14 protein-coding genes are annotated in these 22837 nt (G+C 61.4%); 10 read left to right on the forward strand and 4 right to left on the reverse strand.

From position 1 onward, the window contains the following. On the forward strand, positions 1 to 1124 hold a 1124-nt coding region (locus tag PHU01S_RS10420; protein WP_127507523.1), incomplete at its 5' end, for a WIAG-tail domain. A gap of 123 nt (positions 1125 to 1247) precedes the next feature. Continuing rightward, a complete protein-coding gene (locus tag PHU01S_RS10425; RefSeq protein WP_069202657.1) occupies positions 1248 to 2498 on the forward strand; it encodes a DUF445 domain-containing protein in 1251 nt (416 codons plus the stop codon). Positions 2499 to 2784: 286 nt separating this feature from the next. Here the strand turns inward: PHU01S_RS10425 and PHU01S_RS10430 are convergent, their stop codons facing one another. Together PHU01S_RS10430 and PHU01S_RS10435 are read right to left on the reverse strand one after the other, a co-directional pair. Further along, on the reverse strand, positions 2785 to 3093 hold the full coding sequence (locus tag PHU01S_RS10430) for a hypothetical protein (RefSeq protein WP_048749280.1): 309 nt from the start codon (positions 3091 to 3093) through the stop codon (positions 2785 to 2787). A 75-nt stretch (positions 3094 to 3168) separates the two neighbouring features. After that, positions 3169 to 3441 carry a DUF3055 domain-containing protein gene (locus PHU01S_RS10435; RefSeq protein ID WP_174806355.1) on the reverse strand — a complete coding sequence of 91 codons (273 nt, stop codon included), beginning with the start codon at positions 3439 to 3441 and terminating at the stop codon, positions 3169 to 3171. Positions 3442 to 3745: 304 nt separating this feature from the next. Between PHU01S_RS10435 and PHU01S_RS10440 the strand changes: the two genes are divergently transcribed. After that, complete coding sequence (locus PHU01S_RS10440; RefSeq protein WP_246029203.1) at positions 3746 to 4741, forward strand: HRDC domain-containing protein; 996 nt, start codon at positions 3746 to 3748, stop codon at positions 4739 to 4741. 70 nt (positions 4742 to 4811) lie between these two features. Here the strand turns inward: PHU01S_RS10440 and PHU01S_RS10445 are convergent, their stop codons facing one another. After that, on the reverse strand, positions 4812 to 5780 hold the full coding sequence (locus PHU01S_RS10445; protein WP_021880879.1) for a hypothetical protein: 969 nt from the start codon (positions 5778 to 5780) through the stop codon (positions 4812 to 4814). Positions 5781 to 5945: 165 nt separating this feature from the next. On the opposite strand from PHU01S_RS10445, the gene PHU01S_RS10450 reads away from it, so the two are divergent. The 5 genes from PHU01S_RS10450 (at position 5946) to PHU01S_RS10470 (ending at position 11274) form a co-directional block, all read left to right on the forward strand. After that, on the forward strand, positions 5946 to 6407 hold the full coding sequence (locus PHU01S_RS10450) for a chemotaxis protein CheX (RefSeq protein ID WP_048749281.1): 462 nt from the start codon (positions 5946 to 5948) through the stop codon (positions 6405 to 6407). A 243-nt stretch (positions 6408 to 6650) separates the two neighbouring features. Beyond that, entirely contained in the window at positions 6651 to 7424 is a 774-nt protein-coding gene (locus PHU01S_RS10455; RefSeq protein ID WP_049869417.1) for an SDR family NAD(P)-dependent oxidoreductase, read from the forward strand. 57 nt (positions 7425 to 7481) lie between these two features. After that, positions 7482 to 9143, forward strand: coding sequence for a DEAD/DEAH box helicase (locus PHU01S_RS10460; RefSeq protein WP_127507525.1), 1662 nt, complete (start codon positions 7482 to 7484; stop codon positions 9141 to 9143). 111 nt (positions 9144 to 9254) lie between these two features. Then, entirely contained in the window at positions 9255 to 10031 is a 777-nt protein-coding gene (locus PHU01S_RS10465; protein WP_048749286.1) for an ABC transporter ATP-binding protein, read from the forward strand. Continuing rightward, positions 10015 to 11274 carry an ABC transporter permease gene (locus PHU01S_RS10470; protein WP_127507527.1) on the forward strand — a complete coding sequence of 420 codons (1260 nt, stop codon included), beginning with the start codon at positions 10015 to 10017 and terminating at the stop codon, positions 11272 to 11274. The genes PHU01S_RS10465 and PHU01S_RS10470 overlap by 17 nt, the downstream gene beginning before the upstream one ends. Before the next feature lie 133 nt (positions 11275 to 11407). Here PHU01S_RS10470 and PHU01S_RS10475 read toward each other — a convergent pair whose 3' ends face one another. Then, the gene (locus PHU01S_RS10475; RefSeq protein WP_048746971.1) at positions 11408 to 12715 is read right to left on the reverse strand and encodes an aminotransferase class I/II-fold pyridoxal phosphate-dependent enzyme; all 1308 of its coding nucleotides are present in this window, start codon (positions 12713 to 12715) and stop codon (positions 11408 to 11410) included. 335 nt (positions 12716 to 13050) lie between these two features. Here PHU01S_RS10475 and PHU01S_RS10480 point away from each other — a divergent pair, with 335 nt between their 5' ends. Both PHU01S_RS10480 and PHU01S_RS10485 read left to right on the forward strand, forming a co-directional pair. Next, positions 13051 to 13836: an AraC family transcriptional regulator gene (locus tag PHU01S_RS10480; RefSeq protein ID WP_048746969.1), complete on the forward strand. Its 786-nt coding sequence runs from the start codon at positions 13051 to 13053 to the stop codon at positions 13834 to 13836. Positions 13837 to 14012: 176 nt separating this feature from the next. Then, positions 14013 to 22514 (forward strand): glycoside hydrolase family 94 protein, encoded by an 8502-nt coding sequence (locus PHU01S_RS10485; RefSeq protein ID WP_127507529.1) that lies wholly within the window; start codon positions 14013 to 14015, stop codon positions 22512 to 22514. Positions 22515 to 22837: the final 323 nt, after the last annotated feature.

Consider the following 22837-nt stretch of genomic DNA (forward strand, 5'->3'; position numbering starts at 1 on the left):
TCGCCGAGTCGAGCGTGGGAAGTCAGCAGCTCGCCGAAGGCAGCGTGAAGAGCGAGCATATCGCGGCTTCGAGCGTAGGAAGCCGTCAACTGGCCGAAGGAAGCGTGAAGGGCGAGCATCTCGCGGAATCGAGCGTGGGAAGCCGTCAACTGGCCGCAGGCAGCGTGACGTCGGAGCATATCGCGCCTTCGAGCCTATCGGGCAGCCTGCTCTTGGAACAAAGCGTTGCCGGCCGCCACTTGGCTCCGAACAGCGTGAACTCGGTCCAGCTGGCGGAAGAGAGCGTGACGAGCGCGCATTTGGCTGCCGGCAGTGTGAGCGGAGATCATATTTTGCCGTCAAGCGTAGGAAGCGAGCATATTGCTGCGGCCAGCATAACCGGCGAGCATATTGCGCCATCGAGCCTAACCGGCCTTTTGCTCGCAGAACAAAGCATAACAAGCGGCCTGTTGGCGCCTGGCAGTGTGACCGCCATTCAACTGGCGGATAAAAGCGTGACCAGCTCGCATTTGGCCTCAGGCAGTGTAGGCGGCGAGCAGCTGGCGGCAGGCAGTGTGACGAGCAAGCATTTTGCCTTTTCGAGCCTAAATGGAAGTTTAGTCCAGGAGCAAAGCATAACCGGCCGTCAATTGTCGCCTGGCAGCGTGAACTCCGTCCAACTGGCTGAGGAGAGCGTAACGAGCTCGCATTTGGCAGAAGGAAGCGTGAAAAGCGAGCACATCGCGGAGTCGAGCGTGGGAAGTCAGCAGCTGGCCGCAGGCAGCGTGACGATAGCGCATCTTGCCGCAGAAGTCCTCCGTCAGCTGTCGCATCCGGCTGTGCCGATTCCGGAACCGGCTCCATCACGCAAAAGCAGCGATTTCAACCAGCAATTCGGCCTGACGCCCTTCGCTTTCAACGACCGGGACGATCAGCTTGAACTGGAAGTGGCCTTCAGCGAGCCGTTCGAGGATGCCTCCTATGCCATTGCCGCGAACGCGGACCATCCGTACTGCTATGCGGCGATCAAGGCCAAGGAGCGGGAACGCGCCGTCCTTACGATCGTCCGTACCCGCATAGGTCCGGTGCCGGCCGGCAGCATCAACTGGATTGCAATTGGAAAGGGCCGAGAAAGCAACGAGTAACCCGGAAAAGAAGAGGCTGCCGCCAGGCAGTCTTTTTTTTGCCCTGACCTCGGCGAGATTTTGATTACAGCCCGAATTGTTTATAATCAAGGAGAACGTTTATTGTCGATCGGAGGAACAGGCATGAAAACGAAGTATGCCGCCGGCACGTCCCTCGCCGTCATGGCGGGCGGCTTTATATTGACGACGATCTTTACCAGCGAGCAGCACAACGCGCTGTCGCTGCTTCAAGGCGGCTTTGAAGCGGGGCTTGTCGGGGGAATCGCGGACTGGTTCGCGGTGACGGCCCTGTTCCGCCATCCTCTGGGGCTGCGGATTCCGCATACGAACCTCATCATCCGCAACAAGGACAAAATGGTCAACGCTCTCGTATCGGCGCTGGAAAACGAGCTGCTCAACAAGGAAAGCATCAGCGCGCGGCTTCGCCGGCTCAATCTCATCGGGGGAGCGGGCCGGTTCATCGTCAAGCAGCTGGCCAAGAGGTCCAACCGGGAAGCGGTGATCGGCGCCGCGATGGCCGTTGTGGAGCGGCTGCCGCTGGAACGGCTGTCAGCGTCTGTGCGCAGCGGGCTGGCCGGCTATGCGAGAGGCGTGGACCTTCGCCCGGCGGTGGAAGGAGCGGCATCTGCGATCATCCGCGACGGACTCGACGAGAAGGCGCTGGACTATGCGCTCGACCAGGCCGTCGACTGGGTGGCCAAGCCGTCTACCGGCAAGATGCTGGGAGAGATCGCTCAGAAGAAGCTGCAGGAGCTGCAGGTGGGCGGTTTCATGGGCTTTGCCGTCCAAGCGTTCGCGGGCTTCATGAACGAGGAGAAAATGGGTGCGATGCTTCAGCATATGCTGCTGTCCGGCATCAAGGATCTCGGCACCCCGGGAAGCAGGCAGCGCGACAACCTGCTGCTGGAATTCCGCTCGCGCGTAATCGGAATTGCGGAGGATGAGGAGAAGCTCGCGGCAGTCAAGGGCTGGCTCGAAGGCAAGGTCGATTCGGAAGAAGCGGAGGCGTTTTTTGTCGCCCGCCTGTCCGAGCTGAAGGCTTTTGTGCTGCAATGGCTGCAAAGGGACAAGGAAGAAGGCGGTCGAAGCCTCGTCCGCATCGCCCACGTTGCGAACGAGCGGCTTAAACGCGAGGAAGAGCTGGTCCGCAGCTGGGAGGAGCGCTTGTCGGCCGTCCTGGTGAGCACGATCGAGGCCAACCATTACCGGCTCGGATTGCTTGTCCGGGAAAACCTGAACAGCCTGGACAACAAGGCGCTGGTCGAGCTTCTGGAATCCAAGGTGGGAAGCGATTTGCAGTGGATCCGGGTCAACGGGGCGGTCTGCGGTTTCCTGGTAGGTATTCTGCTGACTTTGCTCGGCTGGGTAGTCTAGACGGGCGGGCAAGCGGAAGCTCGCGGGCTCTGCGGCTGCATGGAGTACGCTTGAATCGGATCAAGCCAAGCAGGAAATCATGAAAAAAGAAGCCGCCTTCCTTGAACAGGAGGGCGGCTTCTTGCGCGCTCTTGCTGCGAAGCTCGGCTGCGATCCGGAAGCTGCGTGCAAGCTTCCCTCAGTCTTCCGGCAGCCGCCTGCGCGGCTTCGCCTAGCCGGAGAACGATGAGCCGATAGGAAATCGGCAGGCGGACGAGGATTTCCGAGCCTTATCAATGAGTTCCGGTTACTTGTCCTCCTGGACAGCCCGGCTGTCGGCTCCGCTGCGGTCGTCTCCGGGATATTCACGTTCCTTGCTGCCGTGCAGGGCGCGGTTCTCATAGCCGAATCGATTCGGCTGCCTCTGCTCCGGCCGCCAAGGGGTGCTTTTTACCGGCTCCTCTTCATGGAGGACAGCTCCGTAAGGGCCTTCCGGAAACTCCTCGAACGTAAGGTCGTTGCGCTGCGACTCCACCGTAGATAAATCGGTATATTTCTCCCGACGCGATTCTTCTGTCGCGAAGTCGGTGTCGCCGCGCCGAATGTCGTTGTCCATCCTTCGTACAGCCCCTCTCTGCTGCCGGGGGATCATGCTCCCCTGCGTGAAGGCAGCTGTACTAGCTTTTCCCAATCAGTCGGTGAAATTCACTTCGCCGACGACAAGCGACAGGAAACCGCCAAGCTCGGACGCTTCTTCCTCGTCCAGCTTGAACGTATGCTCCAGATAGCCTTCCTCCTCCAGATCGTCCTGGCCGATGATGGCTGTCTTGCCGCTCTGCAGATCGGTGACGAGCTTTTTGCCGTAGAAGCGGTTGGTCGTCGTGACGGCCAGGTCGAAGCGCTTGAGGCCCGGCGTAATGAAGGTGACGAAACGAGTCGAGGTTTGCTCGGTCGAATCGGACATGAAATCATAATCTTTCAGCTGCAAGTGGATTCGTACCTCCTTCTTGTCCGATGTAAGGCGGGTCCGATCCAGTATAGCATGGATGTTGAGCGGCCGCCGCCTGCAAGGAGGATAAAGAAGGCGTTGCACAGGTGCCGGGCCGTATGATAGGATGAATGTACCAGAACAAGAACCGAACGACCGGGAGGAAGCACCTCTCTTGCCTGCATTTGCGGGCGGGAGAGGTGCTTTTTTGCGTTTGCAGACGATAGGAGTCTTGATCTGGACCATAATCGGAGGTGCGCGAATAATGCAGATCGTCTTTTTGAATTCATTCGAAAAACCGCTTGGAGACGGGAGAATCGACAACGCCCAGCTGTCCATCTGCGAGCAGCAGGGAACATGGTCCGTCGTATGGAACGGAGCCCGGCACGGCAGCGCGGAGCCCTCTTCCCTATGGTATGAGGGAAGCTCCTGGGAGGAGATGATCACCGCTTTCCGGCATGGGGTCGCGGTGCAGATGGGCGAGGGATTCACGCCGCTCATCGACGGCATGCTGGACGAGCGGCCGGCCGGCAAGGGAGGCGTCATTTCCATGCAGCAATGCTACGGAGAGCTTCATGCCGATCACGAGCTGTTCGAGGCGCTTCGCGACTGGAGGCGGATCAAGGCTTCCTCCGAGAAGAAATCGGCTTATCTGGTGGCGACGAACCGCACCTTGCTCATGATCAGCTCCTATGTCCCGCATACTCTCGAGGAGCTTGCCCAGATTCCGGGATGGGGACCGGGCAAAAGCCGCGAATATGGAATGGAGGTGCTGGAGCTTACGGGAGCTCGCAAGCAAGCAAGGGCGTTCCCGCTAAGCTGGGTGAGCGAGGCTCTTGAGCCGAAAGCCTATATCCAGTGGCTCTACAAGCAGAAGGAAACCAAATTCAAGAACAAGATGGACAGGCAGCAGTCGAGCCGTCTCATTCTGGAAGGAATCAATCAGGAGCGGTCATTGGAGCAGCTGCTGGCGGATACCGGCCTGCAGAGAAGAGAGCTCATGGAAAGGATCGAGCAGCTGGATCAGGAAGGCTATGATCTGGAGCCCTTGATCGCCAAGGAGCTGGAAGGAATATCGCAGGAGGAGCAGCAGCGCATTTGGGAAGCGCTGAAGGAGGAAGGGGACAAGTACCTGAAGCCGATCCTCCAAAAGGTTTATGGCACGGAGCCGGCACCCTCCGCCAAGGTCGACCTGATCTATGACCGGCTTCGCCTGGTGCGGATGCGGTTTCGCCGCAGCGCCGCCGGCGAAGCCGGCGGCCTCGAAGCGATGTAACGCAGACGCATGGCGTCATGCTGATGCCTTCATGGCAGCAAAAGGACGCCTGGAGTTGTCCAAGCCCGATTCAGAGAGGGCCGGGCGGGGCACGGAACCATTCCTCCATGCGGCGCACGAGAGCGGCGCGCAGCTCCGCCTCGCGCCAGCCGAAATCCTCAGCGGCCGCGGCCGATTGTCTGGCCCCAATGGATAGCGCCGCTTCGTCGCGGATGGCGGAAGCTCTCAGCCAGCGGACGACGATGGCAAGCAGGCTAGAGGCTGGAACCACAAGGTCAAGATAAGCTTCCCATGCCTGTCCAGACATTGCGACGGAATGCGGAGTCGATGAACCGGCTGAATGCAAGGATTTCAGCCCGTCTCTCCGGACTCTGGAGTAGGCTTCAGGGGCGAGGAAGCGCGAGGCGATCATGCTTTTGAGACCCCGGGGATCCTGCAGATGCCTCAAGACGGCCAGCATGCCTCGCATGCTCTTGTTCCAGTCATCCTTTTTGACGTAAGGAGCAAGATCCGCATGATGGACGGCGATCATGCACTCATAATTTTCGATTACAGCGTCCGGCAGAGGACCGGCGGCGGCCTGAAGCATCCATGCGTCGAGCCTGGCATCGGACTCTGGGCTTGCATGCATATCCAGCGACTGGTCATCCACGTTCAAGCGGCGTCTGATGGCTTCATATCCGTTGGGAGAGAGACTGCCGTCGGGCTTCATGCCGGCATCAAGGAGCAGATGGAGGATGAAACCGAGCGTGTAGACGACGGCTTCGTCTGTCTCCGGGCCATCGAGAGAACGTCCGGAGACTCCGTCGAGCAGATCCAGCAGCACGGGCAGGGGATTCTGCCGATGAAGCCGGTCGGCCAGCACGTGCATGAGAGATCGTCTCGGCCATGGCATCAGCCGGTGGCAATAAAGAAAATCCGGGCCCAGGCATCCCAGGATGAAGCCTCTTTCCAGCTCCGGCGAAGACAGCAGGCGCTGCTCCCCGGACGTCTCAAGCACCAATCGGCCGAACCGGATATGGGTCCATATACCAGGCATGAGTCATCCTCCGCCTTTCCAAAATTAGAACCAAGCTCACCTTGACGTTATAGGTCTTTAGTAGCGTTAATGGTTATATTGGTATACTTGCACTAGTTAATTTAGTATAATTGCTACCAATATAAGGTTGACGTGAAACTTGGTCTATAAGGAGCTTAAGTGCCGATGAGAGCCGAATTTATCAATCCGTTCCTGGAGTCCGCAGTCATGGTATTGGAACAGGTCGTCCAGATCAAACCTATGCCTGGGCCAATCGGCCTGAAGGTGCTGAGCGGCGCCAACGATTTTTTATGGATTCGAATTCAATTGATCGGTCAAGTGAGCGGAGATATCATGTTCGGCATGAGCGAGGTGGATGCCTTGAACATCGTTTCGGCGATGATGGGCGGTTTCCAGGTCGACGCGCTGGACGAGATCGGCCGCAGCGCCATATCGGAACTGAGCAATATGATCAGCGGCAATGCCAGCACGAAGCTGTCCAGCCAGGGAGTTCATGTGGATATTACGCCTCCGGCGCTGCTGCAGGGAGCGGAGCTTGATTTCCTGGATAGGCGCCAGGCGCTGTCCGTGCCTCTGATTCTCGAAGGAATCGGCCAACTGGACATCCAGGTATTACTTGCATCGTAACATAAGCCTGCCGGCTGCGCCGTTTTTTTTGCTATGGGCGGAACATAGGGCTAAGGACGAAAGCGCAGCAACAGCTTTTTCCAGGCCAAAGGAAGCTCCCCAGGGAGCTTTTTTTTGTGGCTTCAGCGGTCGGGGACGAGACCGGATCTAGAGAGCGGGCGGATGCCTTCTTCGAGATGGGAGCAAGCCGCCCGGCTTTGCTATCATATCGCTTATAAAGTACACTTGTAGCAGGTGATAACAATGATTCGCGACAAAGTAATCGTGGTTACAGGAGCGACCAGCGGCATCGGGGTGCTGATCGCCCGCAGGCTCGCCGCCAAAGGCGCCATTCCGGTGCTTTGCGGACGCAGCGAACAAAGGCTTGCTGCGGCGGCTGCATCCATTTCGGGCCGCTGCGGCAGCAGGCGGCTGGACGTGACGGACAACGAGGCGGTCCAGGCCGTGATGGACAGCGTGCTCCGAGAGTTCGGCCGAATCGACGTGCTGATCAACAATGCCGGCTTCGGTCTATTCAAGACTTTTGCCGACAGTACCGTTCAGGAATTTGAATCCATGATGGATACGAATTATATGGGCCTCGTGAGATGCACCAAGGCCGTTCTTCCCTCCATGCTGGACAATCGAAGCGGACATATCATCAATATCGCTTCGCTGGCCGGCAAGCTCGCGACGCCGAAATCAAGCGGTTATTCGGCCAGCAAGCACGCGGTCGTCGGCTTGACGGATGCTTTGCGGCAGGAGGTAAGAGGTCGGGGCATTTTCGTGTCCGCCGTCAATCCCGGTCCCATCGATACGCCTTTCTTCGATCAGGCCGATCCCGACGGTTCTTATGTCAAGAACGTAAGCTGGCTCATGCTGAAGCCGGAGAAGGTTGCGGACCGCATTGTGCATCTGGTCGAGAAGCCGCGTGCGGAGCTTGATCTGCCTTGGCTTGCTGCCGCCGGAGCGAGGCTGTACCGGCTGTTTCCGAGATTGGCTGACCGGATCGCCGGACCGATGCTGAACAAGAAATAATGCATCCGCCTTCGCCTGAGCAAGGGGAGGCGGTGCGAACAAGGAGAACTAGACAAGATGTCATTGGATACTTGGAAGCAGCTTGGAATTGAAGAAGCCGCAGCCGGCAAGCTGGCGGAGAACGGCATCGGGGAGCCGACCCCTATACAGGCGAAGGCCATCCCTCTCCTGCTGGAAGGCAGGGATGTGTCGGCCGGATCGCAGACGGGAACGGGCAAAACTCTCGCCTACATGCTGCCGCTGCTGCAGCGGATCGATTCGGCGAGCAAGTCGGTGCAGGCCGTCATCCTTTCCCCTACCCAGGAGCTTGCGATGCAGATCGTGCGTGTGGCGGAAATGTACGGCGAGGCCTATGGAGTCCGCGTGCAGCAGCTGATCGGGGGAGCCGCGGTCAAAAGGCAGATCGAGAAGCTGAAGCTGAATCCGCAGCTTGTCATCGGAACGCCTGGGCGCATCCATGAGCTGCTGAAGCTGAGAAAGCTCAAGATGTCCGAAACCCGGACGATCATCGTCGACGAGGCGGACCAGGTTTTCGGGCTCGGTTCGACGAGCGAGGTGGAGACCATTTTGTGGGCGGCGCCCAAAGACAAACAGGTCGCTTTCTTCTCCGCCACCTATCCGCAGGTTCTGAAGACGCTGGAGAAGCGGTGGATGAAAAATCCGGAGCGCGTCGACATCGAGCCTGCCCAGCGCGTATCCGGCACGATCGAGCATGCGTTCATCGGCTGCGAATGGCGCGACCGCCTGGATACGGCCCGCAAGCTCATCCGGCTGCTCAACCCCGCCTCGGCGCTGCTGTTCATCAACGATACGGACCAGATCGCCAACTATGAGGCCAAGCTGTCCTATGAAGGCTTCAATGTCGAGACGCTGTACGGCGATGCCAACAAGCAGCGCCGCGCCGCTACGCTGGCGAGATTCCGCGAAGGGCGCTGCCAGCTGCTGCTGGCCACGGATGTCGCGGCGAGGGGGCTTGATATTCCCGGACTTCCGCTCGTCATCAATCTCGAGCCTCCTGCAGACGCGGATCAGTATGTCCACCGCTCCGGCCGTACGGGCCGGATGGGCCGGGAAGGCCGGGTGTTCACGATCGCGGCGCCGGGCGAACGTTATCTGATCGACAAGTACAAGCGCAAGCTGGATGTCGATATTCCGGAGCTGGCCATGTACAAGGGCAAGCTGGTCGATCCGGCGGATGTCCGCCGCAGGCCGTCTCCTGCGAGAGAAGGTGCGGCTCCATCGCAGAAGGCCGGCACGACACCGTCGAGAGGAGCTGCGGCTTCATCGCAGAGGGCCGGCACGACACCGTCGCGGACGCCGCTGCTGGATCAGCTGTCGGGATCCGGTTCCGGCCAGAAGCGGCGTGCTCCGCTGGAGTCTCCTCCCGCTCAGGAGCAATCTACTCCGCTGCAGTCCCGCCCCGTACAAGAGGCGGGATCCGCACGGGGCTTCACTGCAGGGCAAAAGCCGGCATCAGCCGCCAAGGCTGCCGTCTCCGGAGTCCGGGCAGCGGGCAGCCGGAGCAAGGCGCCGGATTCTGCCGGCGGAGAGCCGGCAGAGTCGGACCGCAGGCGCGAGGCGCAGCCTGCCGCGGGAGGCGTCAAGCCGAAGGCGGCGGCATCTTCGGGGCCGGCAGCCAAGGCGCGGAAAGCCAAGGCGGACAAGAACAAAGGGGCCCCGAAATGGCTGAAAGCCAAGCGGGACCAGCCCGATCAATAACGACTCCGGCGTTGCAAGCCGGGATTTCCAGCTTTCAGGCAGACAGGCTTTCGCAGCGTAGGATGCGGAAGCCTGTTCCTGCACATTCTGCAGGCACGGGAGGAAACGATAGTGGCAGAAGCATTCGCAGAGGAAAATGTGCTGCAGGTCAGTCATCTTGTAGGAGGCTACAGTCCGCGCAGGCCGGTCTTGCATGATCTGGATTTTACGGTCAGGCGAGGGGAGATGATGGGGCTGATCGGCCTCAACGGAGCCGGCAAAAGCACGGCAGTCAAGCATATTCTGGGCTTGATGGCGCCGCAGCAGGGAGAGGTCCGGATCCGCGGCGTCAAGCTGGAGGAGCAGCCGGAACGCTATCGGGGAGCATTCGCCTATGTACCGGAATCGCCGGTGCTTTTCGAGGAGCTCACTGTGGAAGAGCATCTGCGGATGACGGCGATGGCTTACGGCTTGCAGGAGGAGGATTACCGGGAAAGATCGGAGAAGCTGATCGCGGAATTCCGAATGGGTCCCAAGCGCGGCTCGCGGGCTGCGCATCTGTCGAAAGGAATGAAGCAGAAGGTCATGCTCATGAACGCTCTGCTGGCCCGGCCGGATCTGTACATCATCGACGAGCCGTTTCTCGGCCTCGATCCGCTCGGCATCCGCTCGCTGCTGGAGCGGCTTGTGGAAGAGAGGGAGCGCGGAGCGGCCATCCTCATGAGCACGCATATCCTCTCGACGGTCGAGGCTTACTGCGACCGCTTCATGATCCTGCACCAAGGGCGGGTCAAGGAGCTCGGGACGCTGGCGCAGGTCAGAAGCTCGCGCGGAGCCGAAGGACAATCGCTGGAGAGCATCTTCTACGGCATCGTGGAGGAGAGTGACGCCGATGGGCGAAACGCTTGAAGCGATCTGGAAAAAGAGGGCTTCCGCCTTTTACCGCAACTCCATGCCCTATGTCGGCTATATGCTCCGGAGCGGCGTTCCGCTCGTCCTTTTCCTTCTCCTCATCGTAAGCGCCGTCTACTATACGGAATTCATCAAGCAGGTGCCGGCCGACTTTCCCGCCGTCGCCGCAGGCGCTGTGCTGCTGACGCCGGTTGTCGCCTGGAGCCCTTTGCGGACTTGGCTGCAGCCTGCCGATATCGTCTTTCTCATGCCTAGGGAAGCGCATATGGACGCTTATATCCGGAGATCGTTCCGCCATAATCTTCCGGGAGGGCTTGCGCTTGCCGGCATTGTCCTGCTGCTGTTCTGGCCGGTGCGGACAGGGGCGGCCGAATCGGCCGACGCCTGGAAGCCCGATCTTTGGATCACGCTTGCCGCCGTGCTGGTCATGAAGGCGGCCAACAGCCTGTCTGCCTGGCGGGAAAGGCAGGCGGCCTGGCCGTCGGCCCGCTGGGCGCTGCGGCTGCTGCGCTGGTTTCTGACCGCTTGGGCGGCCGCCGCCTGGCTCGCCTTCCTTCCTTGGAAGGCCGCGGCCTTCACGGCTGTCTCCGGAGCTCTCTGGTGGGCGGCTTCTCGGCTGGCGGCCCGCCAGAGATTCCCATGGGAAACGCTGATTCGCGAGGAAGGCCGGACGATGATCCGCTATTACCGGTTTTTCGGCTGGTTCACGGATGTGCCTGCGCTCGGCTCGGCGGTCAGCTCCCGGCCTTATCTGAGCTGGCTGTCCAAGCTCGTGCCGCTGCGCAGACAGAGCACCTATACGTACTTGTACAGTCTCAGCATGGCCCGCACGGAGCTCGGTGGCATGCTGCTGCGCCTGACGCTGCTCGGCATGCTGTGCTGCTACTGGCTTGGCGAAGCCGCCTGGCTAGGTGGCTGGGGAACGGCTGCCGCGCAGCTGCTGTTCCTGCTGATCGCCGGCCTTCAGACCTCTTCTCTCGGTTCGTGGCATCAATACACGGTATGGCGCCATGTGTATCCTCTGCCGGAGAAGCAGCGTCTGCACTCGCTTATCCAAGTGGACAGGCTCGCGCTGCTGATCATCCTGCTGCTGCTCTGGCTCGCCGGCAGCCTGCCTCTGCTGCTGCAGGGCAAGCCGCTGGCCGCAGCAGCGGCCGCCGCTGCCGGGGCCGGGTACATCCTGCTGCTGCGTCCCCGCCGGCTGACGAAGCGTGTGCTTGCAGACGATGGCGACGATTGACCTCCAGCCGCATTCCGTCCATCCGGAATGCGGCTTTTTCGTCTCGCGGAAGGCTCGCCGCGATCATGCCGGGAACTACAAAAAAAAAACAGGCATGCCGGACCATCTCGAGATGGCTTGGCATGCCTGTTTCTTATTGGAATCCGTTCGTCTTCAAGTCGCGTACCGCCTGATGAATCAGGTTGAACAGCTCCTCAAGGCTGGACTCCTCGGTGCAGCTGAATGCAACCCTCAGATCGGTCTCTCCGAGAGCGATCGTGCCGACTCCGTATTCGTCCAGGAGACGCTGGCGCACCTCTTCCGCACCGACGCCGATGAGGCGCAGGCACATGAAATAGCCGGAATTGAACGGATAATACGTCCAGTCGCCGTCGTAGCGGCCGCTGTCCAGCAGCTGCTTGACGCGGTTGGCGCGTCCCTTCATAATGGCGTATTTCTCCGCTCTCTGGGCTTCGAAATCAGGGGAGCGCAGAGCACGGAGCACAAAGGTCTGCGACGGATGCGGGCCGCTGGAGATCGTCGCGCGGATGATGCCCATCGTCTTCTGCTCCAGCGCGGCCAGAACCTCGGGGGAATCCGAGGCGTAGGTGATGAAGCCCACCCGGAATCCCCAGACGTATTCTTCCTTGGTGGCGCCGTCCACCTTGACGGGCAGGATGCGCTCATGGATTCCGGCGAGGCTGCCGAACAGCGATTCATGGACGGAATCCTCGAAGAACAGGCCGAAGTAGGCGTCGTCCGTGACGGCAACGACGAGGATGCCTTCGTCGGCGGCCGCCTTGAGGGCGGCGACGATTTCCCGGCATTCATCCGGGCCGGGAGTGTAGCCGGTCGGATTGTTCGGGAAGTTCAGGATGACGATCGCCTTGCCTTTGTCCCGCTGGGCGAGCAGCGCCTCGCGCAGGCCGTCGGCATTGAAGCGTCCTTCGGCGGTGTAGAGCGGGTATTCCACGATTTCGGCTCCGCGGCGGATGCCGAAGGTGAGCTCGTAGTTCTCCCAGTTTTTATCCGGTATGATGACCGCGTCCCCGGCATCGGCGAACAGATCGGCCACGATGCTCAGGCCATGAGTGAGAGCGTTGGTCGCGACGGGATTGCCGAACGGCTTGGAGGCGAGGGACGGATTGTCCTTGATCATCTTCTCGCGCCATGCGGCCCGCAGCTCCGGCTTGCCGGCAGGAGGAGCGTATTCGTACAGATCCTTCGGCTCATAGGCCGACAGCGTTTCCTGGATAGCCTTCAGGTGCATCGGAGCTCCGCCTTCCGTGGCGATTCCGATCGTGGCGTTGAACTTCGTGGCTTTGGCCTTGGCCTCGGCGGACTGGCTGAGAATGCCTTCCTTCGGAAAATAAAGCTTGCGTCCCAGGCCTGACAACATGGCGTACACATGGGCATTGCCTTTTTCCAGCGCGGTGTTCAACTGCTGGGCAAGTGGATTCATGATTCCGATTCCGTCCTTCCGGGGGTCGATGTGTCCGGGCCGCTTGAGGGTCCCGGCGGGGCTGATGCATCAACTGCTCGCTGCCTGCGCGACCGTCCCTGTTGCCGTCCCGAAGGGCCGCGAGTGGAATGCCGGTCATGCGCATGCTTTCTTCGGGTGCTATTATATCATTATTTGCGCGGCGGAGGGAGGGTTCGGACATTTTTTATGAAGCTTGCGCGTCCCCTCGATGCTGGGGTATGATGGCGAAAAACAAGGCTGATTAGGTTGATCCGCGCCATGGCGGCGGTCTTTCCTTCAATCTAATCCCGCCGAAGAGGAGCATCCGAGGCCGAATGCTGCAAGTACCGCCCTCATCGTTCAAGCTGTTGCCGTCATTCGCCAAGATCGTCTGCGAGCCGGGCTGGAAGTGGCCGCGCAGGGAGAAGCCGATGGCCAATTTCGACCTGTTTTATGTCTGGAGCGGAGAAGGGGAGCTTACGCTTAATGGAGAGCCCTATCCCGTCGGACCGGGAAGCTGCTTTCTGTTCCGCCCCGGAGACTACACCAGCGCCGTCCACAATCCGCAGCGGCCGCTTGTGCTGACTTATATCCACTTTGCCATTGAAGGAGAACCGCTCGATATTCCGGCACGCTACCGCGAGCTGGAGGAGACGGTGGAATTCGAGAACATGCTCTCCCGTTATGTCCGCCTCTTCCTGGTGAGGACCTTTGCAGCGGAGGAAGAAGCGCAGCTCATCCTGAAGCAGATGATGATCCACCTGCTGCGCGCGGACAGGCAGCCGGTCCTGGAGCGCAAGGCGAGCAACCAGCTGACGGAAGCGATCCAGGAAATCGCCAACTACATCCGCCAGAATCCGGGCATCTCCCATCGGGTGGAGGATCTGGCCGGACGAGCCGGCTTGTCTCCGCGGTATTTCTCGATCAAGTTCAAGGAAATCATCGGAACTCCGGTCCAGACGTACATGATCCGGACGCGCATCGAGCGGGCCCAGCATCTGCTCATGCACGGAGGGCTCAATGTGACGGAGGTCGCAGACGCGCTCGGTTACCGGGACATCTTTTTCTTCAGCAGGCAGTTCAAGCAGTACACGGGCAGGAGCCCGTCCGAGATCCGGTAGCCGCCGGATCTTTTTTTATGGGGCTGCAGCGGTCCGGGAAGAAGGCAGGCGCAGGGGAATCGGAGGAGAAGGTCATAAAATACGGCCCCTTTGGGAATATTTAGTTGAGGTGGATAAGCGCATAGCGGAGCGTACTCCGGCGCGGACAGACTAAGCTAAGCGACCCAGGGGGACTCATGACGACTACGGAATCCTATATACAGGCAGCTAGACAGCTCGCCCTGACTCACGATACGGCTAGAGGAAGAAAGGCCTCCCGGCAAAGGAAGGCGCTTGCCGCACAGCTCAGGCAGCTGCAGGAATTCGCCGAGGAGCTGCGCGCGGACGACTGCGGCTGCTCGCAGCCTGCCGCCGAATGGCTGCTGGACCATTCGGAATTCATCGAGGAGCAGGGCTATCATGCTTCGATGGAGCTGAGGCACGGAGGACTTGCCGGCCTTCCTTATTTGAGGCGCTCGGGCCATGCCCGGGTGGAAGCCGTCTGCGACGGGTATTTGGACGCTTCGGGAGGAAGCTACGACCGGAATTCGTTTGTCGCCTTCATCCAGGCTTATCAGGAGGTTGCCGTGCTTACGATCGCGGAGACGTGGTCGCTGCCGCTCGCTCTGAAGACATGCCTCTTCAGGCGTCTTGCGGAAGTGTTCAGGGAGGTGCGCCAGCGGCATGATGCCTGCATGGGCGCGGAACGCATCCTGAAGCAGGCGCTGGCCGGCGGCAGAGGGCCGCAAGCGCTCCCTCTGGCGGAGGCGCTCGACAGAGCTGGAAGGGACATCATGCTCTCGGGAGCGGTCGTGGCCCATCTGACCTCGAGGCTGCGGGAATGGGCGGACGATTCCGAGGATGTGAGGCGCTGGCTGCTGCTGCGCCTGGACAACGGAACGGAAAGCCTGGCCAGGCTGAACGCTTACGAAGCGAGGCTTCAAGCCCGGTATCAAAGCGAGGCCGGACGTCTGATCGGCAGCCTGAGAGCGGCCGAGCGGACTTCCTGGGAGAAAGAGCTGGAAGATCTCAGCATGGCCGATGCGATGCTCAAAAGCGAAGCGGCGGGAACTTATTCTCTTATGGATGCGCAGAGCAGGGCGACGCTCCGGGCAGGCACGGCGCGGCTCGCGGCGCGGCTGGGGCTGCCGGAGAGCCTGGTCGCGTCCTGCGCGGTCCGGCTGGCGGACGCGGAGGCCGGGAAAGCCGGATGGCCTGCAGCGGACGGCGATGGACAGCCGGGAAGGGGCGGCCTGGAAGGCGGCGCGGCTCCTTTATCGGGGAAAAATGCTCCGGGTCTCGGCAGCAGGGCGGGACTCCGCAAGAAGGCTGAGGAGAAAGCCTATGTGGAGCTTCCCCTGCTCCCCCGGACCGCGTACGCCGCTTATTATCTGCTCGAGCCTCAAGGCAGGCGGCTGCTGCGCAGGGAGGCGTGCCGGACAGCGAAAGCCCGGAGATTGCCTGAAAACGGCTTGCTCCGGCATCGGACAAGCACATACCTCGCGCTGCTGGCGGTCCTGTTCGCGGCTGCCGCCGCCGTCCTTACGATCTGGGCGGGGGAAGCAGGCGGACTTCGTGCCGGAGGCTGGGTATCGGCCGCCTTGCTGCTTGCGTTTCCGGCCTCGGAATGGGCTGTCGTCCTGCTGCACGGGCTGATCGGAAAGGTCATGCCGACCAGGCCGCTGCTCCGATACGATTTTTCGACGGGAATTCCTCCGGGAGCGGATACGATGATTGTCGTTCCGGTCATCTGGTCAAGCATCGCCGAGGTGAAGGAGCTGGTCCATCGGCTGGAGCTCCATTATCTGGCCAACCGGGATGCGCGCTTCCACTTTGCCTTGCTGGGCGACTATCCCGATGCGGGGAGCGAGCATACAGAGCTGGACAAGGAGCTTGAGGAAGCCGGAGCGGAAGGAATCCGAAGGCTCAACCGGCACTATGGCGCGGAAGGGAGCACGTTCCACCTGCTCCAGCGGAAGCGGACCTGGAACGAGCGGGAAGGCGTCTGGATGGGCTGGGAGCGCAAGCGGGGCAAGGTCGTCGAGTTCGCGAGGCTGCTGGAGGGCGATCGGCAGACCGGATTCTCGCTGAGCGAATCCGATGCTTCCGTATTTCCGCGGATCGCTTATGTCATTACGCTCGATGCCGACACGCAGCTTCCCATCGGAAGCGCGCAGCGGATGGTCGGCACGATGCATCTTCCGTACAATCGGCCGCGCCTCAATGAGAAGGGCACGAGGGTGGAGGAAGGCTACGCGGTGCTGCAGCCGCGGATCGCGATCAGCAGGGAATCCGCCGCCAGCTCCCGCCTCGCTGCGCTCTGGGCAGGCAACCCCGGCATTGATCCGTATGCGTTCGCGGTGTCGGATCCTTACCAGGACGGTGTCGGCCAAGGCATTTTTACGGGAAAAGGAATATTCGATGCGCGGCTGTTCCGCCGGCTGCTGGCGGACCGGATTCCGGACAATGCCGTTCTCAGCCACGATCTGCTGGAAGGCGGATTTCTGCGGAGCGGCCTGCTTTCCGACATCGAGCTTGTCGACGGGCATCCGAAGACGTTCCGCTCCTGGCAGCTGCGGCTGCATCGCTGGGTCCGGGGAGACTGGCAGCTGCTGTGCTGGCTGAAGCCCAAGGTGCGCGACTGCTCCGGCACGCCGCGGCCCGTCGATCTCAGCGCGATCACCCGCTGGCAGATCGTCGACAATCTCAGGCGGAGCCTGCTTCCGCCCGCGCTTTACCTGCTTCTCGTCATCGGGCTGCTGCTGCCTCCCGGAGCCAGATGGACGCTGCTGGCAGCGGCTGTTCTCACGGCCTGCCTGCCGCTGCTTCAAGCTCTCGCCGCTCCGGGCTACCTGGTGCGCCATCCGGGACAGCTGAAGGCCGCCGTCCTGCAAGCCAGCCTTTCGGTGCTGCTGCTGTCCTATCAGGCGGCCATGATGGCCGATGCCGTCTTGCGGACCCTTTACCGGCTGAACGTATCCCGCAAGAGGCTTCTGGAATGGACGAGCGCGGCAGAGACGGACAGGAACAGCGGCGGGAAGCTGATCGCGTTCCGGGTTCCGGGAACCGTGCTGGCCTTGCTTTTGCCCGTTGTCGGCTGGCTGTCCGGCGCAGCGGCCGGATGGCAGGCTGCCGCCATTCTGGCCGCTGCGGCCTGGCTGGCTGCTCCGCTGCTGGTCGTCTGGCTGAACGGCGCGCCGACGGTACGGGAGGAGAGGCTGTCGGATGCGGACCGGGACAAGCTGCGCAGTCTGGCCGCGAACATTTGGGCCTACTACGCCGATTATGCGAATGCGGAGGACAACTGGCTGCCGCCCGACAACGTTCAGCTCGATCCGGACAAAGGGGCGGCAAGGCGGACCTCGCCGACGAACATCGGCCTGCTGCTCGCCTGCACCGTTACGGCCCGTGATTTCGGATTCATATCCTTCGAACAGATGGTGGACCGGATCTCGCTGACGGTCGACACGCTGGAGAGGATGGACCGGTGGCATGGGCATTTCTTCAACTGGTACGACACGGGCACGCTGCAGCCGCTCTATCCCCGGTATGTATCGACGGTCGATTCCGGCAATCTCGTCGCCTACCTGATCGCGGTCAGGCAAGGAGTGCTGGAATGGGCGCATAGGGAGAGCGGAGATTGGCCGGACGGGCGGGCTCGGTTCCATGCGAATATCGCGGCTGCGTCTGACTCCATGCCTTTCTCCGACTCAAGCTCTACGTTTAAGCTGGAGTCTGAGCCGGGGGTTGGATCGGAATCGGGAGCCGAGCCCGAAGCGAGGGCCGGGTCCGGAATATCCGCATCTGTGGAGAAGGCTGTCCGGCTCGCTGAAAGGCTCGAGAAAATGGCGGCCGAGACCGACTTTCGGCCGCTCTACGACAGCGAGGCGCAGCTGCTGTCGCTCGGATACAACGCCGATCAGAACAGACGGGACGACATCCTCTACGATCTGCTGGCATCGGAAGCGAGACAGGCGAGCTTCCTCGCGATCGCAAGCGGCCAGCTTCCCGTATCGCATTGGTTCAGGCTGGGCCGAGGACTGACCCGGATCGGACGGAATCCGGCTCTGCTGAGCTGGTCCGGCACGATGTTCGAATACTTGATGCCCGCCTTGCTGATGAAAACCTATCGCGGGTCGATATGGGACAGCACATTCAAGGCCGTAGTCGCGAGGCAGAAGGAATATGCGCGCGAGCGCGGAGTGCCATACGGCATTTCGGAGTCGGGCTACTACGCCTTCGATTACGACATGAACTACCAATACAAAGCATTCGGAGTGCCGGGGCTTGGCTTCCAGAGGGGACTTGAAAAGGAGCTCGTCCTGGCCCCGTATGCGGCTATCATGGCGCTGCCTTGGGACATCAAGGCCGGGATGGCCAATCTTCGGCGCTATGAGGAGATCGGAGCTGTCGGTCCATACGGATTCTGCGAGGCGGTGGACATGACTGCATCCCGATTGCCGGAAGGAGACAAGCACCGCGTTGTCCGCAGCTTCATGGCCCATCATCAGGGGATGAGCCTGCTTACGCTCGGCAACCTGCTGCTGGAGCGTCCCATGACCGAACGATTCCACGCCGATCCGCGCGTTGAGGCGGCCGAGCTTATCCTGCAGGAACGCATCCCGGAAAAGGCGGCCGTCATCGCTCCTCAGGCGCTCAAGCCGGGGTCGGCGCGCAGCGCGCCGGCGGAAGACGGCCGTTACATCCGCGAATTCCGCCATCCGGTCACGGACGTGCCGGAGGTGAACGTGCTGTCCAACGGCTCCTTCACGACGATCGTGACGGCGGCAGGCAGCGGCTTCATCCGCAGCGGCGGCGTGAACATGACCCGCTGGCGCGAAGATGCTCTCACGGAATCGCACGGACCGGCCGTATATATCCGGGATCTTACAGGCGGACTGTTCTGGTCGCCTTCTTTCTATCCCGTCGGCTCCGAAGGGGAAGGAGCCTCCGCCAGCTTCGGCTTGGATAAGGCGGTGTTTTCCCGCAAGGAAGGCGGTGTCGCCGCCGTCATGGAGGTATTCGCCGCTCCCGAGCACCCGGCGGAGATCCGGCTGATCCGGCTGGTGAATGAAAGCCGGGAGCCGCGGCTGCTCGAAATCACGACCTACCTGGAGCTGGCGCTTGCTCCTCCGGCCGTCGACGACGCTCATCCCGCATTCAGCAAGCTGTTCGTCCAAACATCCTATGACGGCGATACCGGCGCGCTGCTCGCCTTCCGGCGGCCCCGCTCGCCCGAAGAGAAGCAGGTTTGGGGCGTCCATGCCTTGATTGTCGATGGAGACCAGTCGGCTCCGCTTGAATATGAGACGGACCGGGCGAAGTTCATCGGCCGCGGCCATTCTCTCGCCGCTCCGCGGAGCGCCGGAGAACGGCTCAGCGGAACGACAGGAGCTGTGCTGGATCCCGCGTTTGTGCTGCGCCGCAAGCTGACGCTTCAGCCGGGAGAGCAGGCTGTGCTTCAGGCTGTGAGCGGCATGTCCGGCTCGCGCGGCGAGGCGCTGCAGATGGTGCGCGAGCTGCGCGGCATCCCGCGCATGGACAAGGCGGCCGACCTGGCCTGGACGCTTGCGGGAATTTCGCTGCGGCAGCACAGGCTGCAGCCTGCGGATGCGGCGGCGATGCAGACTTTGGCGGCCAGGCTGCTCTATGTCCCGCCTCTTGGACGCGAGCGGGCTGAAGCCATCCGGCGCAACAAGTCCGGCCAGCCGGGATTATGGAGCATGGGCATATCCGGAGATCTTCCCATTATGCTGCTCCGTATCGGAGATCTGTCGCAGCTTGGATTTGCGAATCGAATCATTGACGGTCACGGATACTTGCGGCGACTAGGCATCGCAAGCGATCTGGTGCTGCTGAACGAGAGCAGCGAAGGCTACCAGCAGGAGCTCCACCATGCCCTCTCGGCATCCGTGCAGGCCGCGGTGTCCTATCCTCCTTATTCCGTAGGGGGCGGCTTGTATCCGCTGGATGCGGCCAAGCTCTCCGGGGAGAGCCTCGACCTGCTGGTCGCTTCCTCTCGGGTCGCTCTTGATGCGGGGGGACCGAGCATCGGAGCCCAGCTGCGCAGCCGTCCGCAGCGGACCGCCGGCGATGATGGGGTTCAAGCCGGCGAGACAGACAGCGAGGTGAAGGAAGCCGGTGCGGGAGGCTGGGACGAGGCTTCGCTGCAGACGCGGAGAAAGGCCTGCGTGACGGCGCTCCCGCTGGCTCCGGAAGCCGGAGAGCTTCAATTTTTCAACGGCTGGGGAGGTTTTTCCGCGGATGGCAGCGAGTACGTCATCCGGCTCAAGCCGGGCGAGCCGCTGGCCGTGCCGTGGAGCAACGTCATCGCAGGCCCTTCCTTCGGAACGCTCGTGACCGAACGGGGGACGGGCTATACCTGGTGGAGCAACAGCCGTGAATTCAAGCTTTCCCCTTGGTCGAACGATCCTGTTCTTGATCCTCCGGGCGAGCTCGCCTACGTTCGCGACGAGGAGTCGGGCTGTTTTTGGACGGCATTTCCATCCCCCTCGGATACGCGGGAATTCCGTGTCGCTCACGGACGCGGATACAGCCGTTTCGAGACGGCGATGGAAGGGCTGAGCCAGTCCATATCCGTCTCTGTCCATCCTTCCGACTCCGTCAAGCTGACCGCAGTCAGGTTGACCAATGACAGCGATCGGAGCCGCCGGCTGTCCGTGACCGGCATGTGCAGTTGGGTGCTTGGAGTGAGCCGGGATTCCTCGGCCTCCTATATCGTCACGGAATGGGACGAGGAATCCGGCTCGCTGCTTGCGCGAAACGCGTACCAGGATACATTCCGGGAAGCGTCGGCTTTCCTGAGGATCAGCTCTGACCGGACGGGAAACCTCGATGAAGACATCAGCTTCACGGCCAATCGCAAGGAGTTCATCGGCAGCGGCCATACGGTATACTGTCCGGCAGGAATGGGAAGCGCGGCTCTTAGCGGCGATACCGGCGCTTTCGCCGACAGCTGCGGAGCCGTCCGGCTTGCCCTGACGCTGGCGCCGGGAGAGACGCGGACTGTCTATCTCTCCTTGGGAGCAGGCGCCAGCAGGCAGGAGGCGCTGGAGCTGGCGCAGCGCTACCGCAGTCCCGACAGCTGCTCGGCCGTGGAGCCGGCTTCAGCCGCCTTCTGGAAGGAGAAGCTGGAGCAGACGGTCGTGGAGACGCCGGACAAGGAGATGAACCTGCTGATGAACGGCTGGCTTCTGTACCAGGCGCTCAGCTGCCGCGTGTGGGCGCGTACGGCGTTCTTCCAGGCGGGAGGCGCATACGGCTTCCGCGACCAGCTCCAGGATTCGATGTCGCTGCTCCATGCCATGCCGGAATTGACGCGCCGGCAGCTGCTGCTGAACGCTTCCCACCAATATGAGGAGGGCGATGTCCAGCATTGGTGGCATGAAGAAACGCATAAGGGAATCCGGACACGGTATACCGACGACCTGCTCTGGCTTCCATACGCATCGGCGCGTTATGCCGTTCATACGGGGGACTGGGATGTTTTCGACGACAAAGCGCCATTCATCGCAAGCTCCCCGCTCGGACCCGAGGAGCATGAGAGGTACGAAGCGACCGTTCTTTCGGGCCGGGAGGGAACGCTGTACGAGCACTGCGTCCGGGCCATCGACAAAGGCCTCACTTCCGGCCGTCACGGCATTCCGCTGATGGGAATCGGCGACTGGAACGACGGCATGAACTCGGTCGGCGACGAGGGCCGCGGCGAAAGCGTATGGCTGGGCTGGTTCCTTTGCGTCGTATTGGAGAAATTCAGCGCCGTCTGCGAGCGCCGCGGGGACGAGCTGCGCGCTGCCCATTACCGCAAGGAGCGGACCCGGATTGCAGGCGCGATCAACGAGCATGCCTGGGACGGCGAGTGGTTCCGGCGCGCCTGCACCGACGAGGGCGCCTGGCTGGGCTCCAGCCGCAGCGCCGAATGCCGCATCGACGCGATCGCGCAGTCCTGGTCGGTCATTTCCGGCGGAGCTCCGCCGGATCGCGCTGCCATGGCTATGCGGTCGTTCGACCGCGAGCTTGTCGACCGCCATCTGATGCTTGCGCGCCTGCTTACTCCCGCGTTCGACAAGACGCATCCAAGCCCCGGCTATATTCAAGGCTATCCGCCGGGCCTTAGGGAGAACGGCGCCCAGTATACGCATGGCGTCATCTGGAGCATCGTGGCGTGGGCCAAGCTGGGTCAAGGCGACAAGGCGGCGGACCTGTTCCGGCTCTTGAATCCGGTCAGCCATGCCAAGTCGCCGGGCGATGTCAGAAGATATGGCGGAGAGCCTTACGTCATGGCCGCGGATGTCTATACGACGGACATCTACGGAGGCAAGGCGGGATGGACCTGGTACACGGGCGCCTCCGGCTGGATGTACCAGGCGGGCCTGGAATGGATTCTCGGTCTGAGGCGCGAGGGAGATGAGCTGATCATCGAGCCATGCCTTCCGGCGGATTGGCCTTCCGTAAGCCTCACCTACCGCCATGGCGGATCGCGGACGGAGATCCGCGTCCTGAACCCGCATCGCCTGCCCGCCTCGAAAAGCCGGGCAACAATCAACGGAGCGTCTCCCGGACCGGATGACGGTCGCGGAGCGCGTATCCGGCTGCTCGGGAATTCGGGGGTTCAAAGCGTTACCATTATAATGGAACAAAGTGAGGGCGAGGAGGGGGCCGTATCGGTTCTGAACTAAATTGAACATCGGACTGTATCGCGCCAGTGACTTCGTAGACGGCATGTCGCCCTTGAGCCTTCAGGCATCCCCCGGTCGTCAGCACCGCATTTGAACCTGGCGGCATCCCCGGGACGGCAGCGCCCCATTGAACCTTGCAACGTCCATTGGACGCTGCAAGGTTTTTTGCACATAGCCGGCACGTTCTTTTCGACCAGTGATAACGGAATTGATCCCATTAAATTTACAAACTAATTCATGCATGTTTATGCGCTTACAACTTTCTTCGGTCCTTCATGATATTTTTCTTTACATAACCTTTAGGAATAATTTATGCTTTCTAT

The sequence above is a fragment of the Paenibacillus humicus NBRC 102415 genome (assembly GCF_004000905.1).
GTDB lineage: Bacteria > Bacillota > Bacilli > Paenibacillales > Paenibacillaceae > Paenibacillus_O > Paenibacillus_O humicus.

What these genes read in the sequence shown, in the direction of transcription:
- PHU01S_RS10485 (WP_127507529.1), top strand. Translation starts at nt 14,013, where the DNA reads ATGACGACTACGGAATCCTATATACAGGCAGCTAGACAGCTCGCCCTG.
- PHU01S_RS10480 (WP_048746969.1), top strand. Translation starts at nt 13,051, where the DNA reads ATGCTGCAAGTACCGCCCTCATCGTTCAAGCTGTTGCCGTCATTCGCC.
- PHU01S_RS10455 (WP_049869417.1), top strand. Translation starts at nt 6,651, where the DNA reads ATGATTCGCGACAAAGTAATCGTGGTTACAGGAGCGACCAGCGGCATC.
- PHU01S_RS10470 (WP_127507527.1), top strand. Translation starts at nt 10,015, where the DNA reads ATGGGCGAAACGCTTGAAGCGATCTGGAAAAAGAGGGCTTCCGCCTTT.
- PHU01S_RS10445 (WP_021880879.1), bottom strand. Translation starts at nt 5,780, where the DNA reads ATGCCTGGTATATGGACCCATATCCGGTTCGGCCGATTGGTGCTTGAG.
- PHU01S_RS10425 (WP_069202657.1), top strand. Translation starts at nt 1,248, where the DNA reads ATGAAAACGAAGTATGCCGCCGGCACGTCCCTCGCCGTCATGGCGGGC.
- PHU01S_RS10450 (WP_048749281.1), top strand. Translation starts at nt 5,946, where the DNA reads ATGAGAGCCGAATTTATCAATCCGTTCCTGGAGTCCGCAGTCATGGTA.
- PHU01S_RS10430 (WP_048749280.1), bottom strand. Translation starts at nt 3,093, where the DNA reads ATGGACAACGACATTCGGCGCGGCGACACCGACTTCGCGACAGAAGAA.
- PHU01S_RS10475 (WP_048746971.1), bottom strand. Translation starts at nt 12,715, where the DNA reads ATGAATCCACTTGCCCAGCAGTTGAACACCGCGCTGGAAAAAGGCAAT.
- PHU01S_RS10435 (WP_174806355.1), bottom strand. Translation starts at nt 3,441, where the DNA reads ATGTCCGATTCGACCGAGCAAACCTCGACTCGTTTCGTCACCTTCATT.
- PHU01S_RS10460 (WP_127507525.1), top strand. Translation starts at nt 7,482, where the DNA reads ATGTCATTGGATACTTGGAAGCAGCTTGGAATTGAAGAAGCCGCAGCC.